This is a genomic window from Halarcobacter sp., assembly GCF_963676935.1.
In the GTDB taxonomy this organism is placed as follows: Bacteria; Campylobacterota; Campylobacteria; order Campylobacterales; family Arcobacteraceae; genus Halarcobacter.
This window is the reverse complement of record NZ_OY781470.1, coordinates 231,325-253,351: the sequence shown is the minus strand read 5'-3', so window position 1 is coordinate 253,351 and position 22,027 is coordinate 231,325. Positions and strand designations below refer to the sequence as shown.

General features: G+C 27.0%; 24 protein-coding genes. 5 read left to right on the top strand and 19 right to left on the bottom strand.

Annotation, left to right across the window (positions count from 1 at the left end; all coding sequences use genetic code 11):
• Window positions 1-96 precede the first annotated feature (96 nt).
• The 7 genes from pheA to gap form a co-directional block, all read right to left on the bottom strand.
• Window positions 97-1,164: a chorismate mutase gene (gene pheA, locus ACKU4C_RS01275; protein ID WP_321313945.1), complete on the bottom strand. Its 1,068-nt coding sequence runs from the start codon at window positions 1,162-1,164 to the stop codon at window positions 97-99.
• Window positions 1,161-1,940 carry an HAD-IIA family hydrolase gene (locus ACKU4C_RS01270; RefSeq protein WP_321313943.1) on the bottom strand — a complete coding sequence of 260 codons (780 nt, stop codon included), beginning with the start codon at window positions 1,938-1,940 and terminating at the stop codon, window positions 1,161-1,163. Before ACKU4C_RS01270 ends, pheA begins: the two co-directional genes overlap by 4 nt.
• 4 nt (window positions 1,941-1,944) lie before the next feature.
• Window positions 1,945-3,153 carry a diaminopimelate decarboxylase gene (gene lysA, locus ACKU4C_RS01265; RefSeq protein ID WP_321313941.1) on the bottom strand — a complete coding sequence of 403 codons (1,209 nt, stop codon included), beginning with the start codon at window positions 3,151-3,153 and terminating at the stop codon, window positions 1,945-1,947.
• Between the two features lie 212 nt (window positions 3,154-3,365).
• Window positions 3,366-4,190, bottom strand: coding sequence for an enoyl-ACP reductase FabI (fabI, locus tag ACKU4C_RS01260; RefSeq protein WP_321313939.1), 825 nt, complete (start codon window positions 4,188-4,190; stop codon window positions 3,366-3,368).
• 1 nt (window position 4,191) lies between these two features.
• Window positions 4,192-4,902 (bottom strand): triose-phosphate isomerase, encoded by a 711-nt coding sequence (locus tag ACKU4C_RS01255; protein WP_321313937.1) that lies wholly within the window; start codon window positions 4,900-4,902, stop codon window positions 4,192-4,194.
• A gap of 2 nt (window positions 4,903-4,904) precedes the next feature.
• Window positions 4,905-6,101: a phosphoglycerate kinase gene (locus ACKU4C_RS01250; RefSeq protein WP_321313935.1), complete on the bottom strand. Its 1,197-nt coding sequence runs from the start codon at window positions 6,099-6,101 to the stop codon at window positions 4,905-4,907.
• A gap of 12 nt (window positions 6,102-6,113) precedes the next feature.
• The gene (gap, locus tag ACKU4C_RS01245; RefSeq protein WP_321313933.1) at window positions 6,114-7,112 is read right to left on the bottom strand and encodes a type I glyceraldehyde-3-phosphate dehydrogenase; all 999 of its coding nucleotides are present in this window, start codon (window positions 7,110-7,112) and stop codon (window positions 6,114-6,116) included.
• Window positions 7,113-7,201: 89 nt separating this feature from the next.
• On the opposite strand from gap, the gene nadD reads away from it, so the two are divergent.
• A complete protein-coding gene (nadD, locus tag ACKU4C_RS01240) occupies window positions 7,202-7,753 on the top strand; it encodes a nicotinate (nicotinamide) nucleotide adenylyltransferase (protein WP_321313931.1) in 552 nt (183 codons plus the stop codon).
• A complete protein-coding gene (gene rsfS, locus ACKU4C_RS01235) occupies window positions 7,750-8,076 on the top strand; it encodes a ribosome silencing factor (RefSeq protein ID WP_321313929.1) in 327 nt (108 codons plus the stop codon). The genes nadD and rsfS overlap by 4 nt, the downstream gene beginning before the upstream one ends.
• A gap of 21 nt (window positions 8,077-8,097) precedes the next feature.
• Here the strand turns inward: rsfS and ACKU4C_RS01230 are convergent, their stop codons facing one another.
• From ACKU4C_RS01230 to ACKU4C_RS01185, 10 genes are all read right to left on the bottom strand, one after another.
• A complete protein-coding gene (locus ACKU4C_RS01230; RefSeq protein WP_321313927.1) occupies window positions 8,098-8,226 on the bottom strand; it encodes a hypothetical protein in 129 nt (42 codons plus the stop codon).
• On the bottom strand, window positions 8,226-9,815 hold the full coding sequence (gene argS, locus ACKU4C_RS01225) for an arginine--tRNA ligase (RefSeq protein ID WP_321313926.1): 1,590 nt from the start codon (window positions 9,813-9,815) through the stop codon (window positions 8,226-8,228). The genes ACKU4C_RS01230 and argS overlap by 1 nt, the downstream gene beginning before the upstream one ends.
• A gap of 14 nt (window positions 9,816-9,829) precedes the next feature.
• On the bottom strand, window positions 9,830-10,057 hold the full coding sequence (locus ACKU4C_RS01220; protein ID WP_320035923.1) for a twin-arginine translocase TatA/TatE family subunit: 228 nt from the start codon (window positions 10,055-10,057) through the stop codon (window positions 9,830-9,832).
• Between the two features lie 93 nt (window positions 10,058-10,150).
• Complete coding sequence (gene crcB / locus ACKU4C_RS01215) at window positions 10,151-10,537, bottom strand: fluoride efflux transporter CrcB (protein WP_321313924.1); 387 nt, start codon at window positions 10,535-10,537, stop codon at window positions 10,151-10,153.
• A complete protein-coding gene (locus tag ACKU4C_RS01210) occupies window positions 10,537-11,217 on the bottom strand; it encodes a lysophospholipid acyltransferase family protein (RefSeq protein WP_321313923.1) in 681 nt (226 codons plus the stop codon). The genes crcB and ACKU4C_RS01210 overlap by 1 nt, the downstream gene beginning before the upstream one ends.
• Window positions 11,201-12,358 (bottom strand): hypothetical protein, encoded by a 1,158-nt coding sequence (locus tag ACKU4C_RS01205; RefSeq protein ID WP_321313921.1) that lies wholly within the window; start codon window positions 12,356-12,358, stop codon window positions 11,201-11,203. The genes ACKU4C_RS01210 and ACKU4C_RS01205 overlap by 17 nt, the downstream gene beginning before the upstream one ends.
• Window positions 12,358-13,029, bottom strand: a complete 672-nt coding sequence (purQ, locus tag ACKU4C_RS01200; protein ID WP_321313919.1) for a phosphoribosylformylglycinamidine synthase I — start codon at window positions 13,027-13,029, stop codon at window positions 12,358-12,360. Before purQ ends, ACKU4C_RS01205 begins: the two co-directional genes overlap by 1 nt.
• A 4-nt stretch (window positions 13,030-13,033) precedes the next feature.
• Entirely contained in the window at window positions 13,034-13,279 is a 246-nt protein-coding gene (gene purS, locus ACKU4C_RS01195; protein ID WP_320035918.1) for a phosphoribosylformylglycinamidine synthase subunit PurS, read from the bottom strand.
• Window positions 13,280-13,371: 92 nt separating this feature from the next.
• Window positions 13,372-14,325 (bottom strand): phosphoribosylaminoimidazolesuccinocarboxamide synthase, encoded by a 954-nt coding sequence (locus ACKU4C_RS01190; protein WP_321313916.1) that lies wholly within the window; start codon window positions 14,323-14,325, stop codon window positions 13,372-13,374.
• 29 nt (window positions 14,326-14,354) lie between these two features.
• On the bottom strand, window positions 14,355-15,653 hold the full coding sequence (locus ACKU4C_RS01185) for a S41 family peptidase (protein ID WP_321313914.1): 1,299 nt from the start codon (window positions 15,651-15,653) through the stop codon (window positions 14,355-14,357).
• Between the two features lie 111 nt (window positions 15,654-15,764).
• Here ACKU4C_RS01185 and ACKU4C_RS01180 point away from each other — a divergent pair, with 111 nt between their 5' ends.
• From ACKU4C_RS01180 to ACKU4C_RS01170, 3 genes are all read left to right on the top strand, one after another.
• Window positions 15,765-16,346: a tetratricopeptide repeat protein gene (locus tag ACKU4C_RS01180; RefSeq protein ID WP_321313912.1), complete on the top strand. Its 582-nt coding sequence runs from the start codon at window positions 15,765-15,767 to the stop codon at window positions 16,344-16,346.
• A 9-nt stretch (window positions 16,347-16,355) separates the two neighbouring features.
• Window positions 16,356-17,330, top strand: a complete 975-nt coding sequence (locus ACKU4C_RS01175; protein WP_321313911.1) for a hypothetical protein — start codon at window positions 16,356-16,358, stop codon at window positions 17,328-17,330.
• A gap of 120 nt (window positions 17,331-17,450) precedes the next feature.
• Window positions 17,451-19,448, top strand: coding sequence for an ATP-binding protein (locus ACKU4C_RS01170; RefSeq protein ID WP_321313909.1), 1,998 nt, complete (start codon window positions 17,451-17,453; stop codon window positions 19,446-19,448).
• Here the strand turns inward: ACKU4C_RS01170 and ACKU4C_RS01165 are convergent.
• Window positions 19,445-20,917 carry a diguanylate cyclase gene (locus ACKU4C_RS01165; protein WP_321313907.1) on the bottom strand — a complete coding sequence of 491 codons (1,473 nt, stop codon included), beginning with the start codon at window positions 20,915-20,917 and terminating at the stop codon, window positions 19,445-19,447. The two genes, ACKU4C_RS01170 and ACKU4C_RS01165, sit on opposite strands and share 4 nt — an antisense overlap.
• Window positions 20,918-21,001: 84 nt before the next feature.
• Window positions 21,002-22,003 carry a tRNA pseudouridine(13) synthase TruD gene (locus ACKU4C_RS01160; protein WP_321313904.1) on the bottom strand — a complete coding sequence of 334 codons (1,002 nt, stop codon included), beginning with the start codon at window positions 22,001-22,003 and terminating at the stop codon, window positions 21,002-21,004.
• Window positions 22,004-22,027: the final 24 nt, after the last annotated feature.

Here is a 22,027-nt window from a genome sequence, read left to right as displayed (position 1 = left end):
AAAAATAGTCCCTATTTTGAATGGAACCTTATACTTATAACTTCTTTCTCCAAGATAGACAAGCTATCTCTAAAGAAAGCAACGAGTTACTTTTCTTTAAATATCATCAACCTCTTTTACGTAAGATCCTAAGAATTTAATACTATCTTTATGTTTATTAAAAATCCTTTTTATATTTTCATCATCTTTATGACCATTAAAATCAATAAAGAAAATAGAAATACCTTCAACAATATGAGATTTAATTTTTGTTAAATCTATACCTTCATTCTTAAAATCTAATAGAAAATCAACTAATGCACCTGGTGTATTAGGGAATTTTACTAAAATTGATGTTTTATCATTTCCAGACTGTGCATTTTCAAAATCACTTACTATAAAAAATCTAGTTTTATTATTATCTTTATCTTCAATATTTTCAAATAAGATTGGAAGATTATAAATTTTTGCTCCAACATGAGAACAAATTGCAGCACTATTTGGTTCATTTAATGCTAGTTTTGCAGCTTTTGTTGTAGATTCAACAGGAATATGTTCAACCTCATCTAAACCAAAGTTTTCTAAAAAACTATGACACTGTTCAAAAGCTATATCTTTTGAATAGATTCTTTTAATATCAGTAACCTTATCACAAGTTGTTGCTAAAGTATGATGAATATCTAAAACTACTTCTGCAATAATTTTTAAATTATATGTGCTTAGACAATTTATAGTATCACTTACTATACCATTTGAAGAGTTTTCTATTGGAATAACTCCAAATCTAGCTTTTTTTGTACTAACTTCTCTAAATACACCTTTAATAGAACCTATAGATATATATGAGCTCATTGCCCCAAATCTTGTTTCTGCTGCTTGATGAGTGAAGCTTCCTTCAGGTCCTAAAAAAGCAATATTTTCTGGTAATTCAATATTTCTTGATATTGCAAATATTTCTAAAAATAGTGCCTCAATAGCTTTTCTATTTAGTTTTCCATTATTTAAAGTATCTAGCCTATCAATAATAGCCTTTTCCCTTTCTGGTCTATAAATAGCTCCACCACTATGTGCTTTCAATACTCCAACTTGATGAACTATTTCCATTCTCTCATTTATAAGTTTTAAAAGCTCATTATCAATAGAATCTAACTTATCTCTTAACTCTTTTAAACCCTTTTCACTCATACTATACCTTTTTTTAAACTTTCTAAAATTTCACTCATATCATTAAAAATTTCATTTGGTAAGTTATCTTTTTCAAGAGTATTAACAATCTCTTCTTTTGTTCTAGTTTTTCCACTTAAAACTAAATTTGTTTTCATACCTAACTCTTGTGCCCCAAGTAAATCACCAATCATATCATCACTTATAACAGTAATATCTTTAAAATCTAAATTAATCAATTTTCTTGCTTTTTCATAGAAACTTAAACTAGGCTTACCAACAATTTGATAATCTTTATTAACTGCAAATTTAACCATACTCATAATTGCTCCAACACCTGGATACCTTTTCCCATTTTTGCTATAAATAGATGTACCATGCATTGCAATTAAGTTATCTGTTTTTAATGCACATTCAATCATTTTTGAATAATCTTCATTTGTGTAATCTTCTCTAATAGATACAATCAAAGATTCAAAATCATCAAAATCAATTTTATATCCCATTGAGATTAAGACCTCTAAAAATTTTTCTGTACCAAATGCAGCAATTTTTTTATTTTTTAAAACCTCTTTTAAAATATAAAAAGGGTCAATATAATTTCTTATATCAAAACCTTTTTGCTTTAACTCTTCAATAAAATCTTCACTCTTATTTTTACTATTATTAGTAATTACAACATAAGGTATGTTTTTATTATTTAAATATGATATAAATTCACAGGCACCCTTTATTGGACTTTTATCAATGTCATCGATTAAAGTACCTTGTACATCTATAAAAAAACCTTTATTCATCAATTTATTTTATAAACTCCTCTTCTAAAGCTATAATATCTTCAAAAGTTTCTCTTTTTCTAATAAGTCTATCTTGCCCATTTTCAATTGCAATCTCAGCAACTCTACCTCTTGTATTATAGTTACTTGCCATTGAAAAACAATATGCCCCTGCACTATAAATTGCAACTAAATCATTGTGTTCTGTTTTTGGAAGTTCAACATTTTTTGCAAAGAAGTCACCACTTTCACAAACTGGACCAACTAAGTTACAATCACTAAACTCTTTATTATCATTTAAAACTTCAATCTTATGATAGGCATTATATAAAGATGGTCTGATTAAATCATTCATTGCTCCATCTACAATAACAAATCTTTTTTCACCATTTACTTTTTCATATAATACTTTTGTTACAAATGTACCTGCATTTCCAACCATAAATCTTCCTGGTTCACAAACAACTGTAATATCAAGACCAAACATAGTTTCTAATACTGACTGTGCATATTCATTTGTATCAATTAGTTTTTCATCTTCATAAATGATTCCTAATCCACCACCAATATCCATAAATGAAAGCTCTATTTTAATAGCTTTTAGGTTTCTTACTAAATCTGCAATGATTTTAACCGACTCTTTTATTGGTGATAATTGAGTTAATTGAGACCCAATATGACAATGAATACCAACAGGATCAAGATTTTCAGAATTATTACATTGAATATACATCCTTTTTGCTGTATCAATATCAACACCAAATTTATTTTCATGTAACCCTGTTGAAATATATGGATGGGTTTGAGGATCAATATTTGGATTAACTCTTATAGATATTCTGGCACATTTTCCAAGTTCTTTTGCAATAAGTTCAACCCTATCAAGCTCCGCTGAACTTTCCACATTTATCATTAAAATATCTAATTGCAATGCTTGTATAATCTCATCGTCAATTTTTCCAACACCAGAAAAAATGATTTTATAAGGTGCAATTCCAACTTTTAATGCCCTTTTAACTTCACCAATACTAACACAATCCGCACCCGCTCCAAGATTCGCAAGATGTTTAATAACAGATAAATTTGAATTTGCTTTAACTGCATACGCAATAAGTGATTTTCTAGCTTTAAAAGCCCCTTTTAATTCATTGTATTGATTTGAAATATAATCAAAATCATACACATAATAAGGTGTTTGATATTTATTTGCTAATTCTTTAAAGTTTATACTCATAATTTTCCTATACTTTTTTAAAATTTTAAATCTAAATTCTTTAGGAATTTAAATTTAAAACTTCAGTTATTTAAGATAAGTAGGTTAGAAGTGTTAGATTTTACTCTAGACCAAGGCGGAGAGTAAATTTTAAGGAGGAGCTTACTTTTGTAAGTGAGTCTTTAAAATTTACTTGACAACGCAGGTATCGATTAAAAGCTGACGCTTATAACCTACTTATCAGTTCCGTTCCATGCAATCCTTGGCTTCCCATCTTCAAACTCAACAGCTGGCATACCCATAATATTGTAACCACAATCAACATAATGAATCTCACCTGTTACAGCTGAACTTAAATCACTTAATAGATACATACCTGAATTTCCAACTTCATCAGTTGAAACATTCTTTTTAAGTGGGGCATGGGCTTCATTCCATTTAAGCATAAATCTAAAATCACCAATACCAGCAGCAGCTAAAGTTTTAATAGGTCCTGCACTAATTGCATTAACTCTAGTACCATCTTTACCTAAATCTTCTGCAAGATATTTTGTAGTCATTTCCAATGCAGCTTTTGCTACACCCATTAAGTTATAGTTTGGAATATATTTTGCTCCACCATAATATGTTAATGTAAGGATTGATGAATTATCTGATAATAAAGGTTTTAATTCTCTTGTTACTTCAATAAGTGAATATACTGAGATATCCATAGCTATATCAAATGCTTCTTTAGAGATATCATAAAATCTTCCAGATAATCCCTCTTTTGGTGCAAATGCAATTGAATGAACGATAAAATCAATTTGACCTAAATCTTTCTCTAAAGACTCTTTTAAAGCTTTAATCTCATCTGGATTACTAACATCACAAGGATAAACTAAATCTTCACTTCCAAATTCAGCGGCTATAGGCTCAACTCTTTTTTTTAGACTATCATTTAAATAAGTAAATGCAATTTTTGCACCTTGAGCTGCACATTGTTTAGCAATACCATAAGCAATTGATTTGTTGTTTGCTACTCCTAAAATAACACCTTTTTTACCTTCCATCAACATTCTATAAATCCTTTGTATTTTCTATTATTTGTTTAAAATCATCTGCAATCCAAGATGCAGTACCAATTAATGCGCCATCAACACCCTCAATTGAGCAAATCTCATTTACATTATTAACTTTTACACTTCCACCATAAAGTAAAGGTTTATCAATTTTTTCTTTTATAGCACTATGTACATTTTTTATATCATCATTTGTAGCAGTAACTCCAGTTCCTATTGCCCAAACTGGCTCATATGCTAAAATCAGATTTTCATAATTTGTATCAATACCCTCAAATTGCTCATAAATATACTCTAAAGTTTTTTCTAATCCACTTTGTTTTACTTCTAGAGGTTCGCCAATACAATAAACTATTATATATCCCAAATCTTTATAGAAACTATATTTTTTTGCAATCTCACTTTGTGATTCATTTAAAACATGTCTTCTTTCACTATGTCCTATTAAAATTGTTTTTATACCAAATTCATCTAACTGAGAAGTACCTATTTCACCAGTAAAAGATCCCTTTTGTGTTGCATAAGCATTTTGAGCACCAATTTTTATATTTGAAGATATCTCAAATGAGTCTAAAGCTGTTGAAGGAGGGAATATAAATATCTCATTATTGATATTATTCTCTTCTACAAAAGTAGCAACTTCATTTATAAATGAAGCTGTCGATTTTCTTGTATGGTTTGTTTTAAAGTTTGAAGCAATAATTGCCATAATTAATCCTCTAAAACTAAAGCTTTAACACCTGGTAAAACTTTTCCTTCAATTAATTCTAGTGATGCACCACCACCTGTTGAGATAAATGTCATATCCTCTTCATCTCCAGTTACTCTAACTAAATCAGCAGTATCTCCACCACCAACAACTGTTGTTGCGTATGATTGAGCTACTGTGTTTGAGATTCTTGTACTACCTTTTGCAAATTTTTCCATCTCATATACACCCATTGGTCCATTCCAAAGAATTGTATTTGCATCACCTAAAGCTAATCTAAATAGTTGAGCAGTTGCTGGTCCAATATCAAGTCCCATCCAACTTTCAGGTATCTCTTGCACTGTTACAAGTTTTGCAATTGCTTCTGCATCAAAAGCTTCTGCTGCTACAACATCAACAGGTAGATATAGTTTAACTCCAAGCTCTTTTGCTTCTTCAATAATTTTTAATGCCTCAGGGATTAAATCATCTTCAACCAAAGATTTACCAACTTCATAACCTTGAGCTTTTAGGAAAGTAAATGCCATACCTCCACCAATCAAGATTTTATCAACTTTAGTAATTAGATTATGTAAAACTTCAAGTTTACCTGATACTTTTGACCCCCCTACAATAGAAACAAAAGGTCTTTTTGGATTTTCAACAATATTATGGAAAAATTTAATCTCTTTTGCTAATAAAAATCCAGCTGCTTTATTTTTAATATCAAAAAATTCTGTAATAGCTTCAACAGATGCATGAGCTCTATGAGAAACTCCAAATGCATCATTTATATAAATTTCAGACATAGATGCCAGTTTTTTTGCAAACTCTTTATCGTTTGCTTTTTCACCAGAATTATATCTTAAATTCTCAAGAAGCATAATCTCCCCAGATTTAAGATTTTTAGCCATTTCAATAGTATCTTCTTCTACTACATTTTTTGCCATTTTAATATCTTGTTTTAAAAGAGTATGTAATCTTTTAGCAACTGGCTTAAGTGAATATTTCTCTTCTCCTGGCTCTGATGGTCTTCCAAAATGAGATGCTAAAATAATAGAACAATCTCTATCTATACAATATCTGATTGTATTTAATGCACTTCTAATTCTTCTATCATCTGTAATATTGTTATATTCATCCATTGGAACATTAAAATCACATCTAATAAATACTCTTTTCCCATCTATATCAATATTTTTAATCTCTTGAAGCTTCATAAATTTTCCCCTTTATTTATCTGCTACGTAAATAGCCATATCAACTAATCTACTCGAATATCCCCATTCATTATCATACCAAGTCATGATTTTAATCATATCTCCACCAATAACTTGAGTTAAATCTGATGCAATAATTGTTGAATTTGTATTTCCAACTAAATCTGAAGATACCATCATATCATTGTCGATTGCAACAATACCTTCAAGTTGTTTTGCTTTAATCTCAAATAATTTATTTAAATCCTCTTTTGTAACTTGTTTTTTAACAACAAAGTTAACATCTACCATAGATACGTTTGGAGTTGGTACTCTTACACTTTGACCGTGCAATTTACCATCTAATTGAGGCATAATCAGTTTCATAGCTTTTGCAGCACCTGTTGTAGTAGGAATCATGTTTTGTGCCCCTGCTCTTGCTCTTCTCTTATCTTTTTTATGTTTAACATCTAAAATATTTTGATCATTTGTATATGAGTGAATTGTAGTCATTAAACCTTTTTCAATACCCAATTCATCATCAATAATCTTTGCAACAGGTCCTAAACAGTTTGTTGTACAAGAAGCATTAGAGATAATTGCTTGCCCATCATATTCTTCATTATTTACACCCATTACGAAAGTTGGTGTGTCATCTTTGGCAGGTGCACTCATTACAACTTTTTTTGCACCATTATCTAAATGCACTTGACATTTTTCTTGCGTAAGATATGCACCTGTACACTCTAAAATAACTTCTGCTCCACAATCTTTTGTAAATGATAATTCTTTTGCATCTCTTGTTGAATAAAGTTTTGCTTTTACTTTACCCATTGTTAAATAACCATCTTCTACTTTTACATCACCATCAAATGTACCATGTACTGTATCATATTTTGTAATATATTCTAACATCTCAGTAGTTGCAGTGTCATTTATAGCAACAAGTTCAACATCATCTCTTTTTTCAATGATTCTTGCTACACATCTACCTATTCTACCAAATCCATTAATTGCAACTTTAACAGCCATTTCTTCCCTTTTGTATTTATAAAATCGGTAGATATTTTATCAAAATATTGCTATAATATTATTTAATCATATTTCAAAGGCTAAATTAAGTGCATATTGCAATTTTTGGTGGTAGTTTTGATCCACCTCATATAGGTCATCAGACTATTGTAAAAAAGATATTAAAAAAAGTTGATATTGACCTTTTGATTGTAGTACCAGCATATTTAAATCCCTTGAAAGTCAGATCTTTTTTAGATGCGAAAGTAAGATATAAACTTTTGAAAAAACTTTTTTCAAAAAAAGATAAAGTGTTAGTTTCACCTTATGAGATAAACAAAGAAAGACCTGTTTATTCTATCGAAACAATTAGACACATTATTGAAAAATACAATCCTGAAAAGTTATATCTAGTAATTGGTGCTGATAACTATAGTAGTTTTCATTTATGGGATAGCTACGAAGAGATAAAAAAACTTGTTACACTTATTGTTGTTACAAGAGATGGTATTGAATATACTAAAAAAGAGAAAGTTAAAAAACTAAAAGTAAATATAAAAATTAGTTCTACTCAACTTAGAAATACTTTTAATTTAGAGTATATACCTAAGAAGATTAGAAAAGATATAAAAAAAATTTGGAATAAAGAAGGTAAGATTTGAATAAAAGACTAGAAAACATAAAATCAATTTTAGCTGATAAAAAAGCAGAAAATATTGAGATTATTGATTTAACTTCAAAAGAGTATATTGTTGATTATGTTGTTATTGCAACAACATTAAATCCTAAACATGCATTTGCATTATTAAATTACTTAAAAAATGATTTAAAACCACAAGGTGAAGAGTTCTTAAGAGTTGATGATGATGAAAATTGGACTATAATAGACTTAGGAGATATATTTATTCATCTATTAAGTGAGAAATATAGAGAAAAATATACTATTGAAGAGTTCTTAAGTGAACTAAATAATAAAATTCAATAGTAAAAGAGTTTGACTCTTTTACTATTGTGCTGCTGGTCTACCTGACAATAACTTATTATAGTTATTTGCTGCATCTTTAGCACCACCTGTATTACCTGTCCATAGTGCATATCCAATAATCAAAGCTAAAATAATAATTGCCCATTTCATTACATAACCTTTTTTTCTTTTATTCCTAAAATATTTAAAGCCACTTTAATACTTAAAGCACTTAAACTTAGTACTTTTAAATATTTATCCTCTTCTTTGCTTCCTACAATCTTATACTGATTGTAAAATCTATGTATAGAAGATGCTAATGAATACAGATAATCTGTAATTTTTTGCATATCTCTTTTAGTAAAAGCTTCATCTAAAACTGATGGTAAAAGTAATGATTCATAAACTAAATTTAATGCTTCATCATTTAAACCATCATAAGAGATATCTAATACATCAGAAAACTCTTTTTCTGCTTTTTTGAAAACCTGATTAATTCTAGCATATGCATAATTAATATAAAAGATAGGATTTGAACTATCTTGATTTTTTAACATATCAAGGTCAAATTCTAGATGTGTATCACTTTTCTTTGTTAAGAATACAAATCTTAAGGCATCAGGACCAATCTCTTCAACTATGTCACTCATTAGGATTACATTTCCTGCTCTTTTACTCATTTTGTATGGTTCACCACCTTTAAGTAATTGAACCATTTGTGAAAGTAAAATTTCAAGTTTTTTAGAATCTTCACCTAAAAACTCAATTGCTGCATGAACTCTTTTTATATATCCATGGTGATCTGCACCCCAGATATTTATATAATGATCAAAGCCTCTATCAAACTTATCTTTATGATAAATAATATCACCAGCTAAATATGTAGGTATCCCATTTTCTCTTACAACAACTCTATCTGAATCATCTCCATGAAGCGTTGATTTTAAAAATAATTTTTCCTCTTTTTCATATAGTGAGCCATTTTTAAGTAAAACTTCTTTTGTTTTAAGCCATGCATCATAAAGTGATGCTTCAGATACAAAATTATCAAATTCTATACCTGTATCTTTTAAATCCTTTACAATGATTTTTAGTACATCATTTTTAGCAATCTCAGCCATCTCTCTAAATCTTGATTCATCATAAAAAATCTCTTTTCCATACTCATCAAAAATTTTTTGAGCAATATCTACTAAATAATCACCTCTATAATACTTTTCTGGATACTCAACATCCTCTTTTAAGACAAAATCTCGTCCTGCTAGAGATACAGAAAGTCCAAGCATATCCATTTGTGCACCAGCATCATTTACATAATACTCTGTAGTAATATCAAACCCAAGATGTCTACCAACTCTTGCAATTGCATCACCTAATACAGCTCCCCTTGCATGTCCGATATGTAATGGACCTGTTGGGTTTGCACTTACATATTCAAGTAAAATCGATTCTTTTTTTTCATCACTTTTAGCATAGTTTTCTTTTTTTAACAATGCCTCTTTAGAAAGTTTTTCTAAAAATGAGTTAGATAATTTAAAATTTAAGAACCCTTTTACTGCTTCAACTTTTTCAAACATTTCGTCATCTTGAAATTTTGCTGCTAATTCGTCAGCAATAATCATTGGTGATTTTCTAAACTCTTTTGCCAATGAAAAAGCTATAGGAGTTGCAAAATGACCTAAAGAGTTATCTTTCGGTTTTTCTAATACAATCTCTTTTTCTAAAATCGTTTCAATATAATTTTTTACTATTTTTTGCAATTATCTTCTCTTACTTATACAGTTTTATTTTCTTTTGGTTCTTCTTCTTTTACTTCAGCTTTTTTTTCAATCTCTTCAGATTTATCTGTAGAAACTACTTCTTCATCTTCTTTTACAGCTTTTTTGAAGTTTTTAATACCACTTCCTAAACCTTTAGCTAATTCTGGAATCTTTTTTCCACCAAATAATAGTAAAACTACTAAGGCAATAATTACCCATTCAATACCACCTGGCATACCCATATTAAATCCTTAATTTCTAATTTTTAACAATTATTATATCTTTTTGAAGCTTAAAAAAAATGACCCTAGTCAAATTTATTGTTTTTTAATTTTTTACTTAAGAAAAAAGTAGATTAATTTATATCCACTAGCTGCTGCTAATACTGTTCCAAATAGGTTTAATGCCATATTAGTAATACCTAAAAACAATGATGTTTGTAAAAGGAAAAAACTCTCTATAGCAAATGTAGAATAAGTGGTTAAAGCACCTAAAAATCCTGTAGTTAAAAATGCTTTTGTAGAATCATTAAATGTATAATGAGCAAATATCGCAAAAAGTATACCAATTATAAAACTTCCAAGAATATTTACTATTAAAATTCCAACAGGAAACTCTAATGGCACATGTTTATTTACAAAATGAACAGTGTATGCTCTAGCTATAGCACCTAGAAAACCCCCTATACCAATAGCTAAAAGAGTTTGCCAAGAGATAGCCATTAACTATCTTTCTCTTCATTAAAAACTCTATTCATATCCTCTTCAAGTTTTTCAAACCAATCTGTTTTTTTATCAGCTTGAATTGGGTCTAAATAGATTACTTTTACTTTTCCTGGTTTTTGTTTTAAATTTTTTGAATCAAGTATTTCTCTTGTATTAATAATAATTGCTGGTTGAACTCTCAAATTAAATTTATTTGCAATCATTTTAGCTCCTGGTTTAAATGATAACATTCGTTTTCCAGTGCTTCTTGTCCCTTCAGGAAATACAGCTATTGGTCTTCCTTTAGATAATCTATCTTTGCAATCTTTTAATAGTTTTATAACCCCTGCTTTATCTTCTCTATCTACAGATATCATTCTTGGTGCTTTTATAATATGTCCAAAAAAGATTAAGTCTGTAATCTCTTTTTTTGCAATCCAAGCTAGATTTCTTGGGTGAATATACTCCATAACAATAATATCTAATAAACTTTGATGATTTAAAACTACCATATCACAAGTCTCATCTAATTTTCCAACTTGCTCTAGTTTTATTCCTAAAAGATACATTTGGATTTTCATCCAACCTTTTATAACTTTGTGAGTATGTTTTCTAAATGTATACATTAAAGCAATTACAATTCCCACAGTTATTGAAAATTGAATTAATACTATAAAACCTCTAATTCTTGATAACATCTTCTTCTTTCACCCATCCAATATAGTTTTCATTTCCACTTTTAAACATGATTTTTATAAAACCATTTCTTTTTTTCATATCTTCAACTATCATTTCAGTAGAAACTTTTCTAAATATTGTAGAATTTTTAGTTGGTAATATATAAATAACACTATTTGTTTTAAGTCTAACTGTTTTATTTGGCATAGCAAAAACAATAAAAACTATTGTAGTAATTAAAAATAATACTAATATATAATATCTTCTCTTCCAAATAAATAGAAGTAAAAACAATAATGCCAACACACCAACAAATACTTTTTTATAAAATTCAAAACTTGAATTGTTTGGATTTAAGTCTGTTTGTGTACTTACTAACTCTTCTGTAAATACAACTGGTACTTTTACTGTTTGTAATTTATTTATAGTTGTATTATAGTATGTAAAGCTAATCTCTTTTTTATGAATAGGTATAACAACATAATATATAATATGTTGTTTTGGATATTCATCTTCAATTAAAGTAAATCCTTGGTCTTCAATATTTTGAATATTAAAATCCTCAAGATTAGATTCAAAAGCTTCAATATCTAATATTGTTAAGGCTTCTTTATTTGTATATTGCTTAGATTTTGATGCTACTAATGTAAAATCTTTTGCAATCACATTAGTAAACTTTTCATCCCCTTTTGCAATTTGAGAAAAAGTTATATCCATAGAAGTTAAAACTCTAGTTTCCACTAGTTGTGTCCCATCATATAGTGAAACTACTATATCAGGCATTTTGAAGTTTTCCTCATAGGCCTTAAAATAAAAAGTATTAGTATAAGTATTTGGATTATCAGGATCTTGCTCCCATTGAGTATCCTCGTTTAAAGGAGTCATACTTATATCATTTATAAAATTTGTTTTTATAGTATCAAAATTGTTTCTTGTAATTAAAGCTTTGATTTTGATCTCAAAACGTTGGTTTTTATAAATATGTTTTGGATGATTTATATATGATAGATATAAATTTTTAGGGACAAAAGAGCTTTGAGATTCTTCTATTGATACCTCTTCTTGGCTACTACTTCCAAATGCAGAGTCTTCTACACTAGTAAAAGCATTAGCAAATAAATAAATTGAAAATAACAGAAGAGATATTAATATTTTTTTCACTATTTCAAGAACCCTCTTAACATATCTTCACCATCAGCACAACCTAATAGTTCTTCCATTGCTCTTTCTGGATGAGGCATAAGACCAAATACATTTTTATCTTTATTACAGATTCCTGCAATATGAGAAACTGATCCATTTAAGCTTTCAATATTTCCAGCTTCGTCACAATATCTTAAAAGAATTTGATTATTTTCTTCTAGCTCTTGTAATCCCTCTTCATCAATAAAATAGTTACCATCATGATGTGCAACAGGGATATTAACAACTTGCTCTTTTTTTAATTTAGATAAAAAGATATTATCATTATTTATTACTTTTAGATTTTTATATTTTGAGATGAAATGCAAAGTATTGTTTCTTTTCATAGCCCCAGGTAATAAACCAGCTTCTAAAAGAATTTGGAAACCATTACAAATACCTAAAACTTTTCCACCTTTTGCTGCATAAGCTTGAACAGAATCCATAATATTTGCAAATCTAGCAATTGCTCCACTTCTTAAATAATCCCCATAAGAGAATCCACCAGGAATAACTAAGAGATCAGTGTTTTGAGGTATCTCTTTTTCTTTATGCCACACAATTGTTACATCACATCCTAATCTTTCGAAAGCATATTTTGTATCATACTCGCAATTAGTACCAGGAAATTGTAATACAGTTACATTCATGATATTAACCTATTATTTCTATTTCGTAATCTTCAATTACAGTGTTTGCAAGAAGTTTCTCACACATATTTGTAACTTCTTCTTTAGCTTCAGCTTCACTTGAAGAGTTTAACTCCATAATAATTTGTTTACCAATTCTAACATCTTTTACAACTTCTTTAAAACCTAATGTGTCTAATGCATGATGAGTTGCTTTACCTTGATCATCTAAAACACCTTGTTTTAATGCTACATTTACAATTGCTTTCATTTATCACCTTCAATTTATATTTTTGCGATTATATCTAATTTTCTCTTATTATCAATTTTTATAAACAAAGCAAAACATTGCTTTGTTTAAAACTATTTACTTAAACTATCTTGGATAGTACTATAACCTTTTAAGATTTCAGATTTAATTGAATCTGGAACTTCAACATCAAGTTTTTCTCCAGGTTTTAAGTCTTTTGCTTTTTCTTTCCAGTTATTCTCTTTTGCAAAGTTTCTAAGAATTTGTTTATCCATAGAGATATAGTTTGCTTTATCAAAGTTTTCTTTTGTAATAAATCTTGAACTTTCAGGAGTTAAAATCTCATCACCTAAAATCCATTCCCTTTTTGCGTTAACAAAAACTTCAAGTTTTGTATCAACTATTACAATCCCATTATCTTCAGCAAATTTTGTAAACTCTTTAAATAGATTTTCTAAACTAGAAATAATTTCAGGGAAAACATCTCTAACTTTTTTAGAATTTAAAGGTATATCTTTTACACCTTTTGTAGTTGGTGTGAAAAGTGGTGTTTCAAATTTATGCCACTCTTTTAAATCAGATGATAACTCTAAACCATAAGGATCATTGCCCTTTTGTGTTGCTTCATATAAAGAACCTGTTAAATAGTTTCTAAAAATAAATTCAAACTGTACAACTTCTCCATCAATCTCAGCTTCTAAAGGTTTACATAATTCCATAAATTGACATCTTGGTGCTACACTTAAATTTTGATCTAAAGTTTCAGATAAAATAGCCGTTTTAATACCTTGTTCTTGGGCAAATTTTGCACCATTGTTTGAAATAGCAGTTTGATATACACCTTTTCCTTCAATCTCAAGATTTAAAGGTATATCAAAAACTGAACATCTATCACTTCTAACTAAAAGTATTTTTGGTTCATCCCCTGGGCAGGTATAAAGGTCTGCATTTTTACCTATATAATATAAGTTATATCCTAATTCTTCTAACTCTTGAATACCTTTTTGTGTTGTAGTTTTCTTTGACTCTGGCCAAAGACCAAGTGCTACAATATCACTTATTTTCATCCATTTCCTCCGTTTATGCTTTACATATATTATTTATTTACTATAATTAATGATTTTAAAATACCTTGTCCAACTGTAAGTTGATTATCTTTTAAAATATCTTCTTGTGTTAGAACTTTTGTATTTTTAACTTCTTTTTTCTCTTTTTTTGTACCATTTTCTTTTTCTAATTCAACTTCTAAATGTTTCTTTAAATCTGCCTCTTTTATTTTAAATTCTGAATTTTTTTCTTTTACAGCTTCTCCTGCATATGCAAAAACATCTGGAGTGATTCCTGTAGCTTGAATTGTTCTTCCACTTGGTAGATAATATTTTGCAACTGTTAATTTAATATTTTCTGATCTATCTTGTGTAATTGGTAAAATTGCTTGAACTGATCCCTTACCAAATGTTTTTTCACCAACAATTATCGCTCTTTTATGGTCTTGTAATGCACCACTTACAATCTCTGAAGCTGAAGCTGAACCACCATTTACAAGGACAACTAAAGGTACATTTGTAACTGTATTTGTTGGGTTTGCATTAAACTTTTCCTCATCAGCAATATTTCTTCCTTTTTGAGAAACAATAACACCACTATTTACAAATAAGTCAACAACGCCTATTGCTTGTGTTAAAAGACCACCTGGATTATTTCTTAAATCTAAAATGATACCTTTAATATTTGGTCTATTTTTAATCTCATTTTTCATAACCCTAGTAACATTTTTATCAAAACTTGAAACTCTTACATAAAGTAAGTCTTCATTCTCAATAGTTTTAGAAAATACTGATTTTATTTTAATTATATCTCTAATAATGTCAATTTTTACAGGTTTATTTTCACCTTCTCTAACTACAGTTAAAACAATTTTAGTTTTTGGTTTACCTCGCATTAAAGATACTGCTTCATCAAGTGTCATATTTAAAGTTGACTTATCATCGATCTTTAAAATTATATCACCTGCTTCAACACCTGCTTTATATGCGGGTGTATCATCAATAGGTGAAATAACTGTTAAAGCACCATTTCTCATCCCAACTGTAATACCTAAACCACCGAATTCACCAGATGTTTGAATACTCATCTCTTTTGAAGACTTTTTATCAAGATAAGTTGAGTGGGCATCTAACTCTTGCATTAAACCCTTTAAAGCTTTATCAACAATCTCTTCAAGCTTTACATCATCAACATAATATTTTTCAACAGTACCAATTACCTGAGTTAGTTTTGACAAAGATTCAAATCTACTTTGACTTGTTTCTGGAGCCTCTTCATTTGCTATTAAACTTTGTGATAAAAGAAGCAGAAACGACGTTATTAAAAAAAACTTATTAATTCTTTTCATTTTATACCTTTTGCTTATTGTAAGAGTTAGTATTATATAAAAGTTTATATAAAAGTAAGGTTTTATAATTTTTTTAGTATCATATTGTCTAATTTTCTAAGAAGGTTTTGAATGAGTTTAAAAGATAATGTAAACTATGTTAAAGATGAAATTAGTAGTGAAGAGAAATTTCTTGAAAGCTTTGTAAAAGTTGAAAGATTTTATAAAAAAAATAAAATTGTAATTATTTCTGTTGTTGTTATTATAATAGCACTTGTTATTGGTTTTTTTGTAACTAAAAGTATTCAAGAATCAAACAAGATTGAAGCCAACATAGCACTAAATAAAGTTTTAGATAATCCAAAAGATAATGAAGCTTTAAATATTTTAAAAGATAAAAATAAAAATTTATATGAAATAGCACAATATCTAAACTCTAAAAAAGAGGGAAAAGTTATTGATGTTGATGTTAAATTTTTAAAAGACTTAACTGCATACCAAAAAGCTTTAGAAGAAAACAGTGCTGAAAAATTAAATTCAGTATCTATGCAAAATGACTTTTTGTTAAAAGAGTTTGCTATTTTTAATAAAGCAGTAATATTAACAGAAAATGGTAAGTACAAAGAAGCAAAAAATACTTTAAAAATGATTCAAAGTGATTCAAAAGTTAACGATTTAGTTAATATTTTAAAACACTATTTAGCAACAAAATAAAGGTAAACAATGAAATACTTAATCTTTACAATAACTTTATTATTTGTTTTTACAGGTTGTTCTCAAAAAGAGTTTTTTGAGCCAGAATACACTGTAGGAGATTATGATAATACAAAAGCGAGTCTAAATGGCAATATTATTTCTATGAATAAAGATGGTGCTACTTTAGATAGTGGAGAGATTATTACAAAAAGAGGTGTTTCTAAATTTACTATTGCCCAAGGGTATAACTTTTTAAATATTAGTGAAGATGTTGTAATCACATCAAACTTTAAAGATAGCATTATGCTTGATAAAAAAGTTATCAAAACTGGTGGTGTAGTTGTGGCAGCTACATTAAAAGATAATAAACTTGCAATGATTTTCTCTGACAACTCTATACAGCTATATGATACAGAAAAGGAACAAATTTTACTAAAAGAGTATTTTACACACTCATTTGTAAATGATACAAGAATTGCAAACCCTTATTTTATGAGTAACATTATTTTATTCCCTACTTTAGATGGTAAAATTATTGTTGTTGCAGAAGAAAATAATCAAGTAATAAAAAGTATTGTAGTTGATGCAGATGGTCAATTTAACAATATCATTTTTTTAGATGTAATTAATGATACATTAGTTGCTGCAACAGTTAACAAAGTTATTTCTGTAGGTGATGGTGTTTTAAACTTAAAAGATTACAGTATTAGAGATATTATTACACATGGTACAAATATTTATATTGCAACAATTGATGGACAAATCATTAAAACAGATATCTCTTTAAATATCATAAATAGAAAAAAATATAAATATGCAAAATTTTATGCTTTAGCTTATGGTAGTTCATTATATGCCTTAGAGTCTCAAGGATATTTAATTAATATTTCTGAAGATTTTAAAGAAGATAATATTTATGACTTTAGCTTCAATAATCAAGAAAAAGTTATTGCTTTAGGTGATACAATTTATTATGATGATGAGTATATTATTTTAAAATAATATACTTTCATCAAGGTAATAATGAAAAACAATTTAAAATACTTATTAATTATATTAATTCTTATTATTCCATTATTTCTATCTATAAACTATTTTTTAAATCAAAAATTTAATTCTATAATGAATAATAAATATGAGATATTAGTAGAAAATATCAATTCACTAATAGAGCAATCTATTGAAGATAAAGCAAAAGCAACGTTAAACATAGCACTTTCTATCTCTAAATTCGCATCAAAAAATAAACTATTTACACAATTAGACCATAAAAAATTTGAAATTTTAAAAGATATTTCGGAAGAAATAAAACAAAATAGTAATTTTAAAAATCTTTGGGTTCATATTGTAGATAAAGAGGGTTTCAGTAGATATAGAACATGGTCAACAAAAAAAGATGATAATATTTTATCAAAAAGAAAAGAATTAATTGATTTAATCAAAAATCCAAGAATCTCAAGCGTGATTAGTGTTGGGGTTTATGATATTACTTTTAAAAGTATAATTCCAATATATGAAAATGGAACTTTTGAAGGTTTTATTGAAACAATAACTAAATTTAATTCTATTGCTCAAAAGTTCCAAAACGATAAAATGGATTTTTTACTATTAGTTGATAAAAAATATAAACAACAAATAAAAAAACCTTTTAGTAAAAAATTTATTGAAGATTATTATGTTGCCAATATAGATGCAAAAGATGATTTAATAAATTTTGTTCAAAAGAATTTAAATGAAATACTTAATATAAAAGGCTATGAAATTAGAGATAATAAATTTATCACTATTTATAAACTTTATGATTTCAAAAAAGAAAAAATGGCTTATATATTTACATTTCAAGATTATGAAAAAGTATTTTCAAAAGAGATAAATAATCTTGAAAATTTTATTAAAATCATTTCCTATTTAACACTTCTAGTTGTTATTTCTATTTTAATAATATATTATTATTTTAATAAATCTAGATATACAACTAAATTAGAAAATGAAGTTAACATAAGAACAAAAGAGATAAAAGATTTAAGTAAAAGATATAAACAAGTTTTTGAAGGTTCAAATTCAATGAAGTTTTTAATTGACCCAAAAACTAAACAAATTTTTGATGTAAATAATGCAACAGTTAATTTTTATGGATATTCTAAAGAACAACTTACAAGTTTCAAAATTACTGACTTACAAGTAGAAAATATAGATGAAGATTTTATAACAGAACAAATACTAAAAAACAATGAACATAAATTTAATGTAAAACATAAAATATCTTCTGGAAAAATAAAAGATATGGAAGTTTATGCTTCATCTATAGATATTGGAGAAAAAAAATATATATACACAATTGTGCGAGATGTTACTAAAGAATTAAAATTAAAAAAAGAGTATGAAAAAAAACAAAAACTATTTTATCAACAAGCTAAAATGGCTTCAATGGGTGAGATGCTAGAGAATATTGCCCATCAATGGAGACAACCTTTATCAACTATTACAACTGCTGCTTCTGGTATGAAAGTTAAAAAAGATTTTGCACAATTAGATGATGAATTTTTTGAAGAATCTGTAGATATAATAATAAAATCATCAAATTATTTATCACACACAATTGAAGATTTTAGAAATTTCTTTAGACATAGTAATAACTTTGAATATTTTGAAATAGTTGATGCAATTAAAGATTGTATGACAATATTAAAATTAAAATTTCGTATAAATGAAGTTACTATAACTTTTGCTGGAGATACTGAAACTAAAATTAATGGATATAAAAATGAATTTATTCAAGTATTTTTAAATCTTATTAACAATAGTATAGATGTTTTTAAAACAAAGAAAATTAAACAAGGTGAGATTTTAATAGAGATTAATAATCTAAATAAAAATATTGAAATAATATATCATGATAATGCAGAAGGGATAGATGAAGCTATAATTGATAAAATTTTTGAACCATATTTTACAACAAAACACAAGTCTCAAGGTACAGGTATAGGACTTTATATGAGTGAAGAGATTATAAATAGACACTTTAAAGGAAATTTATCTGTAAAGAATTCTTCATTTAAGATAAAAGAAAAAGAGTATTTTGGGGCAGAGTTTAAAATTATAATTCCAAATGAAGATTAAACTGCTCTAACCACCCTATTTCTTCCAGAATTTTTTGCTTTATATAAAAGTTGATCTGCTTTATGTAAAATCTCATCTATAGACTCATTTTCATTTTCTTTAAATACAACTCCCATCGAGATTGTAAATTGAATATTTATATCTTCAACTTTTATTTGAGAAGTTGCACATTTATCCCTAATCTTTTCAGAAAGTTTATATATACTGCTCTGTTCTTTGTTAAAAATTGTTATTGCAAACTCTTCTCCACCTAAACGTCCAAAAATCATATCTTTTTGAATAATATCATTTACAATATTGCAAAACTCAATTAATACTTTATCCCCTGTATCATGACCATATGTATCGTTTATTTTTTTAAAATGATCTATATCAATCATAAGAACCGAAAACTTTTTGTTTTCATTATTTGATTTTTTTAAAAGTTTAATACTATTTTCAAAAAAGTTTGCCCGATTTCTAATACTTGTTAGAAAATCAGTATGTGCAAGTTTATAAAGCTCTTTATTTTTAACTTTTAAACTTCGGTAAGCTCTTGTCAGCTGTTTTGTTCTTTTATTAACTTTTTCATTTAATAATTCATTTTGCTCAATAATCAATCTTTGTTTTTGGAAAATTACAATAAATACAATAAGTAAGATTATTGCTCCAATAAAATTGAATATTTTTATAGTATGTTTTCCTTGTAAAATTATTGAATTTTTATTTGTAGTGACAAATGTAGTTAAATACTGATTTTTATAATTAAAAAACTCAACTTTATTAATAATTTGATTGTCATAAATATTTACATATGCATTTACATTTTTTAAATGATTAAGCCTTATTTTTACATCAGGTTTACTTGCCACCTTATCGATATTTTTTAAAACAATATTATCAAAAATAGAGCTAGTTATTTGCTTTAAATAATCTAAATCAACATGCTTTATAGATAATATATATCCTCTATATTTACCCAAAAAGTCACTTCTTAATATTTTTGATTTAAAAACATAAAATAGTTTATTTTCAAACATATAAAGTGTTGAAACTTCATCTACATTTTCTAAGTCTACTAATAAATCTTTTTCAAGTTTTGTTTTATCAATGTTAAAATAATTAATTCTTTTATTATAAGTTGAAAAAATTATATTATCATTTTTATCAACATAGATAAATGCATCTATACCTAAATCTTCTAAAGTTTGTGCATCTTCTCTAAAGTTATCATAAATATAGATATCATTTCCATTTTCTATAAAATTGTAAGTCTCGTCCCATTTTGAATAGTCATTTGTAATTTTTTCTAAATATATTAAGTCTTCATTTAAAATATTAGCTAATGATGTTATATTATCTTTATTCTGATTCTCCTCTAAAAAAATAAAATCATCAATAAAAAATTTATAACTTAATGAGCCTAAAAATACTCCCAAAAGTAAATATATAGAAATCAAAGAGAAGAGTGTTTTTGAAGTTTTTCCCATAATTATTTCTTTCCTACAAAAAATTATTTTGTTTAAATAGCAAATTACTTTTAAATTAATTATATCATTAAAGAAAAGAAAATGCTAATTTTTAAAATTCTTATTTGCAATATTTTCAATTAGTACAGTTGCATATGAGCTTTTAGGTAAAGTAAAACTGATAGTTAATTGTTTATTCTCTTTAAAATATTTAATTTCTGTATTTGAAGGATAAACTAAAGCATCTCTTCTAAAACCTTTTTCTTGTATATATAAATCATCATATTTTTCTTCTAATTCTCTAGCTTTACTTTGAGCTCTAAAAACTTTTCTTCCAGGTAATAATCCAGTAGGGATAATCTCTTTTTTTGAAAAACTCATAGTAATATTTTTAGTAATAGTTTTTGGAGTAAATAATTTTTCTTTTTTATAATCTTTGAAAACATCCCCCTCCATAAGTATAAACTCTTCCTTACTTAATTTAATTCTTTTAGCAAGCCAAGAATTAAAAAAATAACTTTGATACTGAGAGATCAACATTTTAGAGATTTTTTTATCTTTTATAACTAAATCGCCATATATTAACTGTTTTGCTTTTTCTAAATTTTCTTTAGTATCGTTTCCAAAACGTTGATATCCAAAATAGTTTGGCAAACCAAATTTAGAAATCTCTTTTAAAACTTTTTCTATTTTATATAGGCTAGACTCATCAACTTCATGAAGCCTTATTTTAAAATGGTTACCTAATAAATCACCAATATTTAATTTTGAACTATGTAATCTTGTATCTAAAATTTCAATATTTTTTGATTTAAATTTTTGTAACTCTTTACTATATTTTTTTGGTACAGAAATATATTGAGTTGTTGTTGCATTCTTATCTTTTAATCCAGCATAGCCAATCTCATTTTCATAAATATTTAATTGTTTTGATAATTTTGAAATTAAATCCCAAGTACCCAGATCTCTTTTCTTTATTTTTGCAACAATAAAATTACCCTTAGGGCTAAATTTTATTGGATTTTCTTCAACAATAAAATCATCTCTATTTTGAAAAAACTTAAAGTCCAAAGGTTTATGTTTTTGAGCAAATACTCTTTCTATCATCTCTATTCTTTATTTTAAATTTTG

Coding starts and splice junctions, on each gene's coding strand:
- pheA (WP_321313945.1), bottom strand. CDS start 1,164: ATGAGTGAAAAGGGTTTAAAAGAGTTAAGAGATAAGTTAGATTCTATT.
- ACKU4C_RS01270 (WP_321313943.1), bottom strand. CDS start 1,940: ATGAATAAAGGTTTTTTTATAGATGTACAAGGTACTTTAATCGATGAC.
- lysA (WP_321313941.1), bottom strand. CDS start 3,153: ATGAGTATAAACTTTAAAGAATTAGCAAATAAATATCAAACACCTTAT.
- fabI (WP_321313939.1), bottom strand. CDS start 4,190: ATGTTGATGGAAGGTAAAAAAGGTGTTATTTTAGGAGTAGCAAACAAC.
- ACKU4C_RS01255 (WP_321313937.1), bottom strand. CDS start 4,902: ATGGCAATTATTGCTTCAAACTTTAAAACAAACCATACAAGAAAATCG.
- ACKU4C_RS01250 (WP_321313935.1), bottom strand. CDS start 6,101: ATGAAGCTTCAAGAGATTAAAAATATTGATATAGATGGGAAAAGAGTA.
- gap (WP_321313933.1), bottom strand. CDS start 7,112: ATGGCTGTTAAAGTTGCAATTAATGGATTTGGTAGAATAGGTAGATGT.
- ACKU4C_RS01230 (WP_321313927.1), bottom strand. CDS start 8,226: ATGAAATGGGCAATTATTATTTTAGCTTTGATTATTGGATATGCACTA.
- ACKU4C_RS01220 (WP_320035923.1), bottom strand. CDS start 10,057: ATGGGTATGCCAGGTGGTATTGAATGGGTAATTATTGCCTTAGTAGTT.
- crcB (WP_321313924.1), bottom strand. CDS start 10,537: ATGGCTATCTCTTGGCAAACTCTTTTAGCTATTGGTATAGGGGGTTTT.
- ACKU4C_RS01210 (WP_321313923.1), bottom strand. CDS start 11,217: ATGTTATCAAGAATTAGAGGTTTTATAGTATTAATTCAATTTTCAATA.
- purQ (WP_321313919.1), bottom strand. CDS start 13,029: ATGAATGTAACTGTATTACAATTTCCTGGTACTAATTGCGAGTATGAT.
- purS (WP_320035918.1), bottom strand. CDS start 13,279: ATGAAAGCAATTGTAAATGTAGCATTAAAACAAGGTGTTTTAGATGAT.
- ACKU4C_RS01190 (WP_321313916.1), bottom strand. CDS start 14,325: ATGAAAATAAGTGATATTGTAGCACTTGGTCTTTGGCCAGAGTCAAAG.
- ACKU4C_RS01185 (WP_321313914.1), bottom strand. CDS start 15,653: ATGAAAAGAATTAATAAGTTTTTTTTAATAACGTCGTTTCTGCTTCTT.
- ACKU4C_RS01180 (WP_321313912.1), top strand. CDS start 15,765: ATGAGTTTAAAAGATAATGTAAACTATGTTAAAGATGAAATTAGTAGT.
- ACKU4C_RS01175 (WP_321313911.1), top strand. CDS start 16,356: ATGAAATACTTAATCTTTACAATAACTTTATTATTTGTTTTTACAGGT.
- ACKU4C_RS01170 (WP_321313909.1), top strand. CDS start 17,451: ATGAATAATAAATATGAGATATTAGTAGAAAATATCAATTCACTAATA.
- ACKU4C_RS01165 (WP_321313907.1), bottom strand. CDS start 20,917: ATGGGAAAAACTTCAAAAACACTCTTCTCTTTGATTTCTATATATTTA.
- ACKU4C_RS01160 (WP_321313904.1), bottom strand. CDS start 22,003: ATGATAGAAAGAGTATTTGCTCAAAAACATAAACCTTTGGACTTTAAG.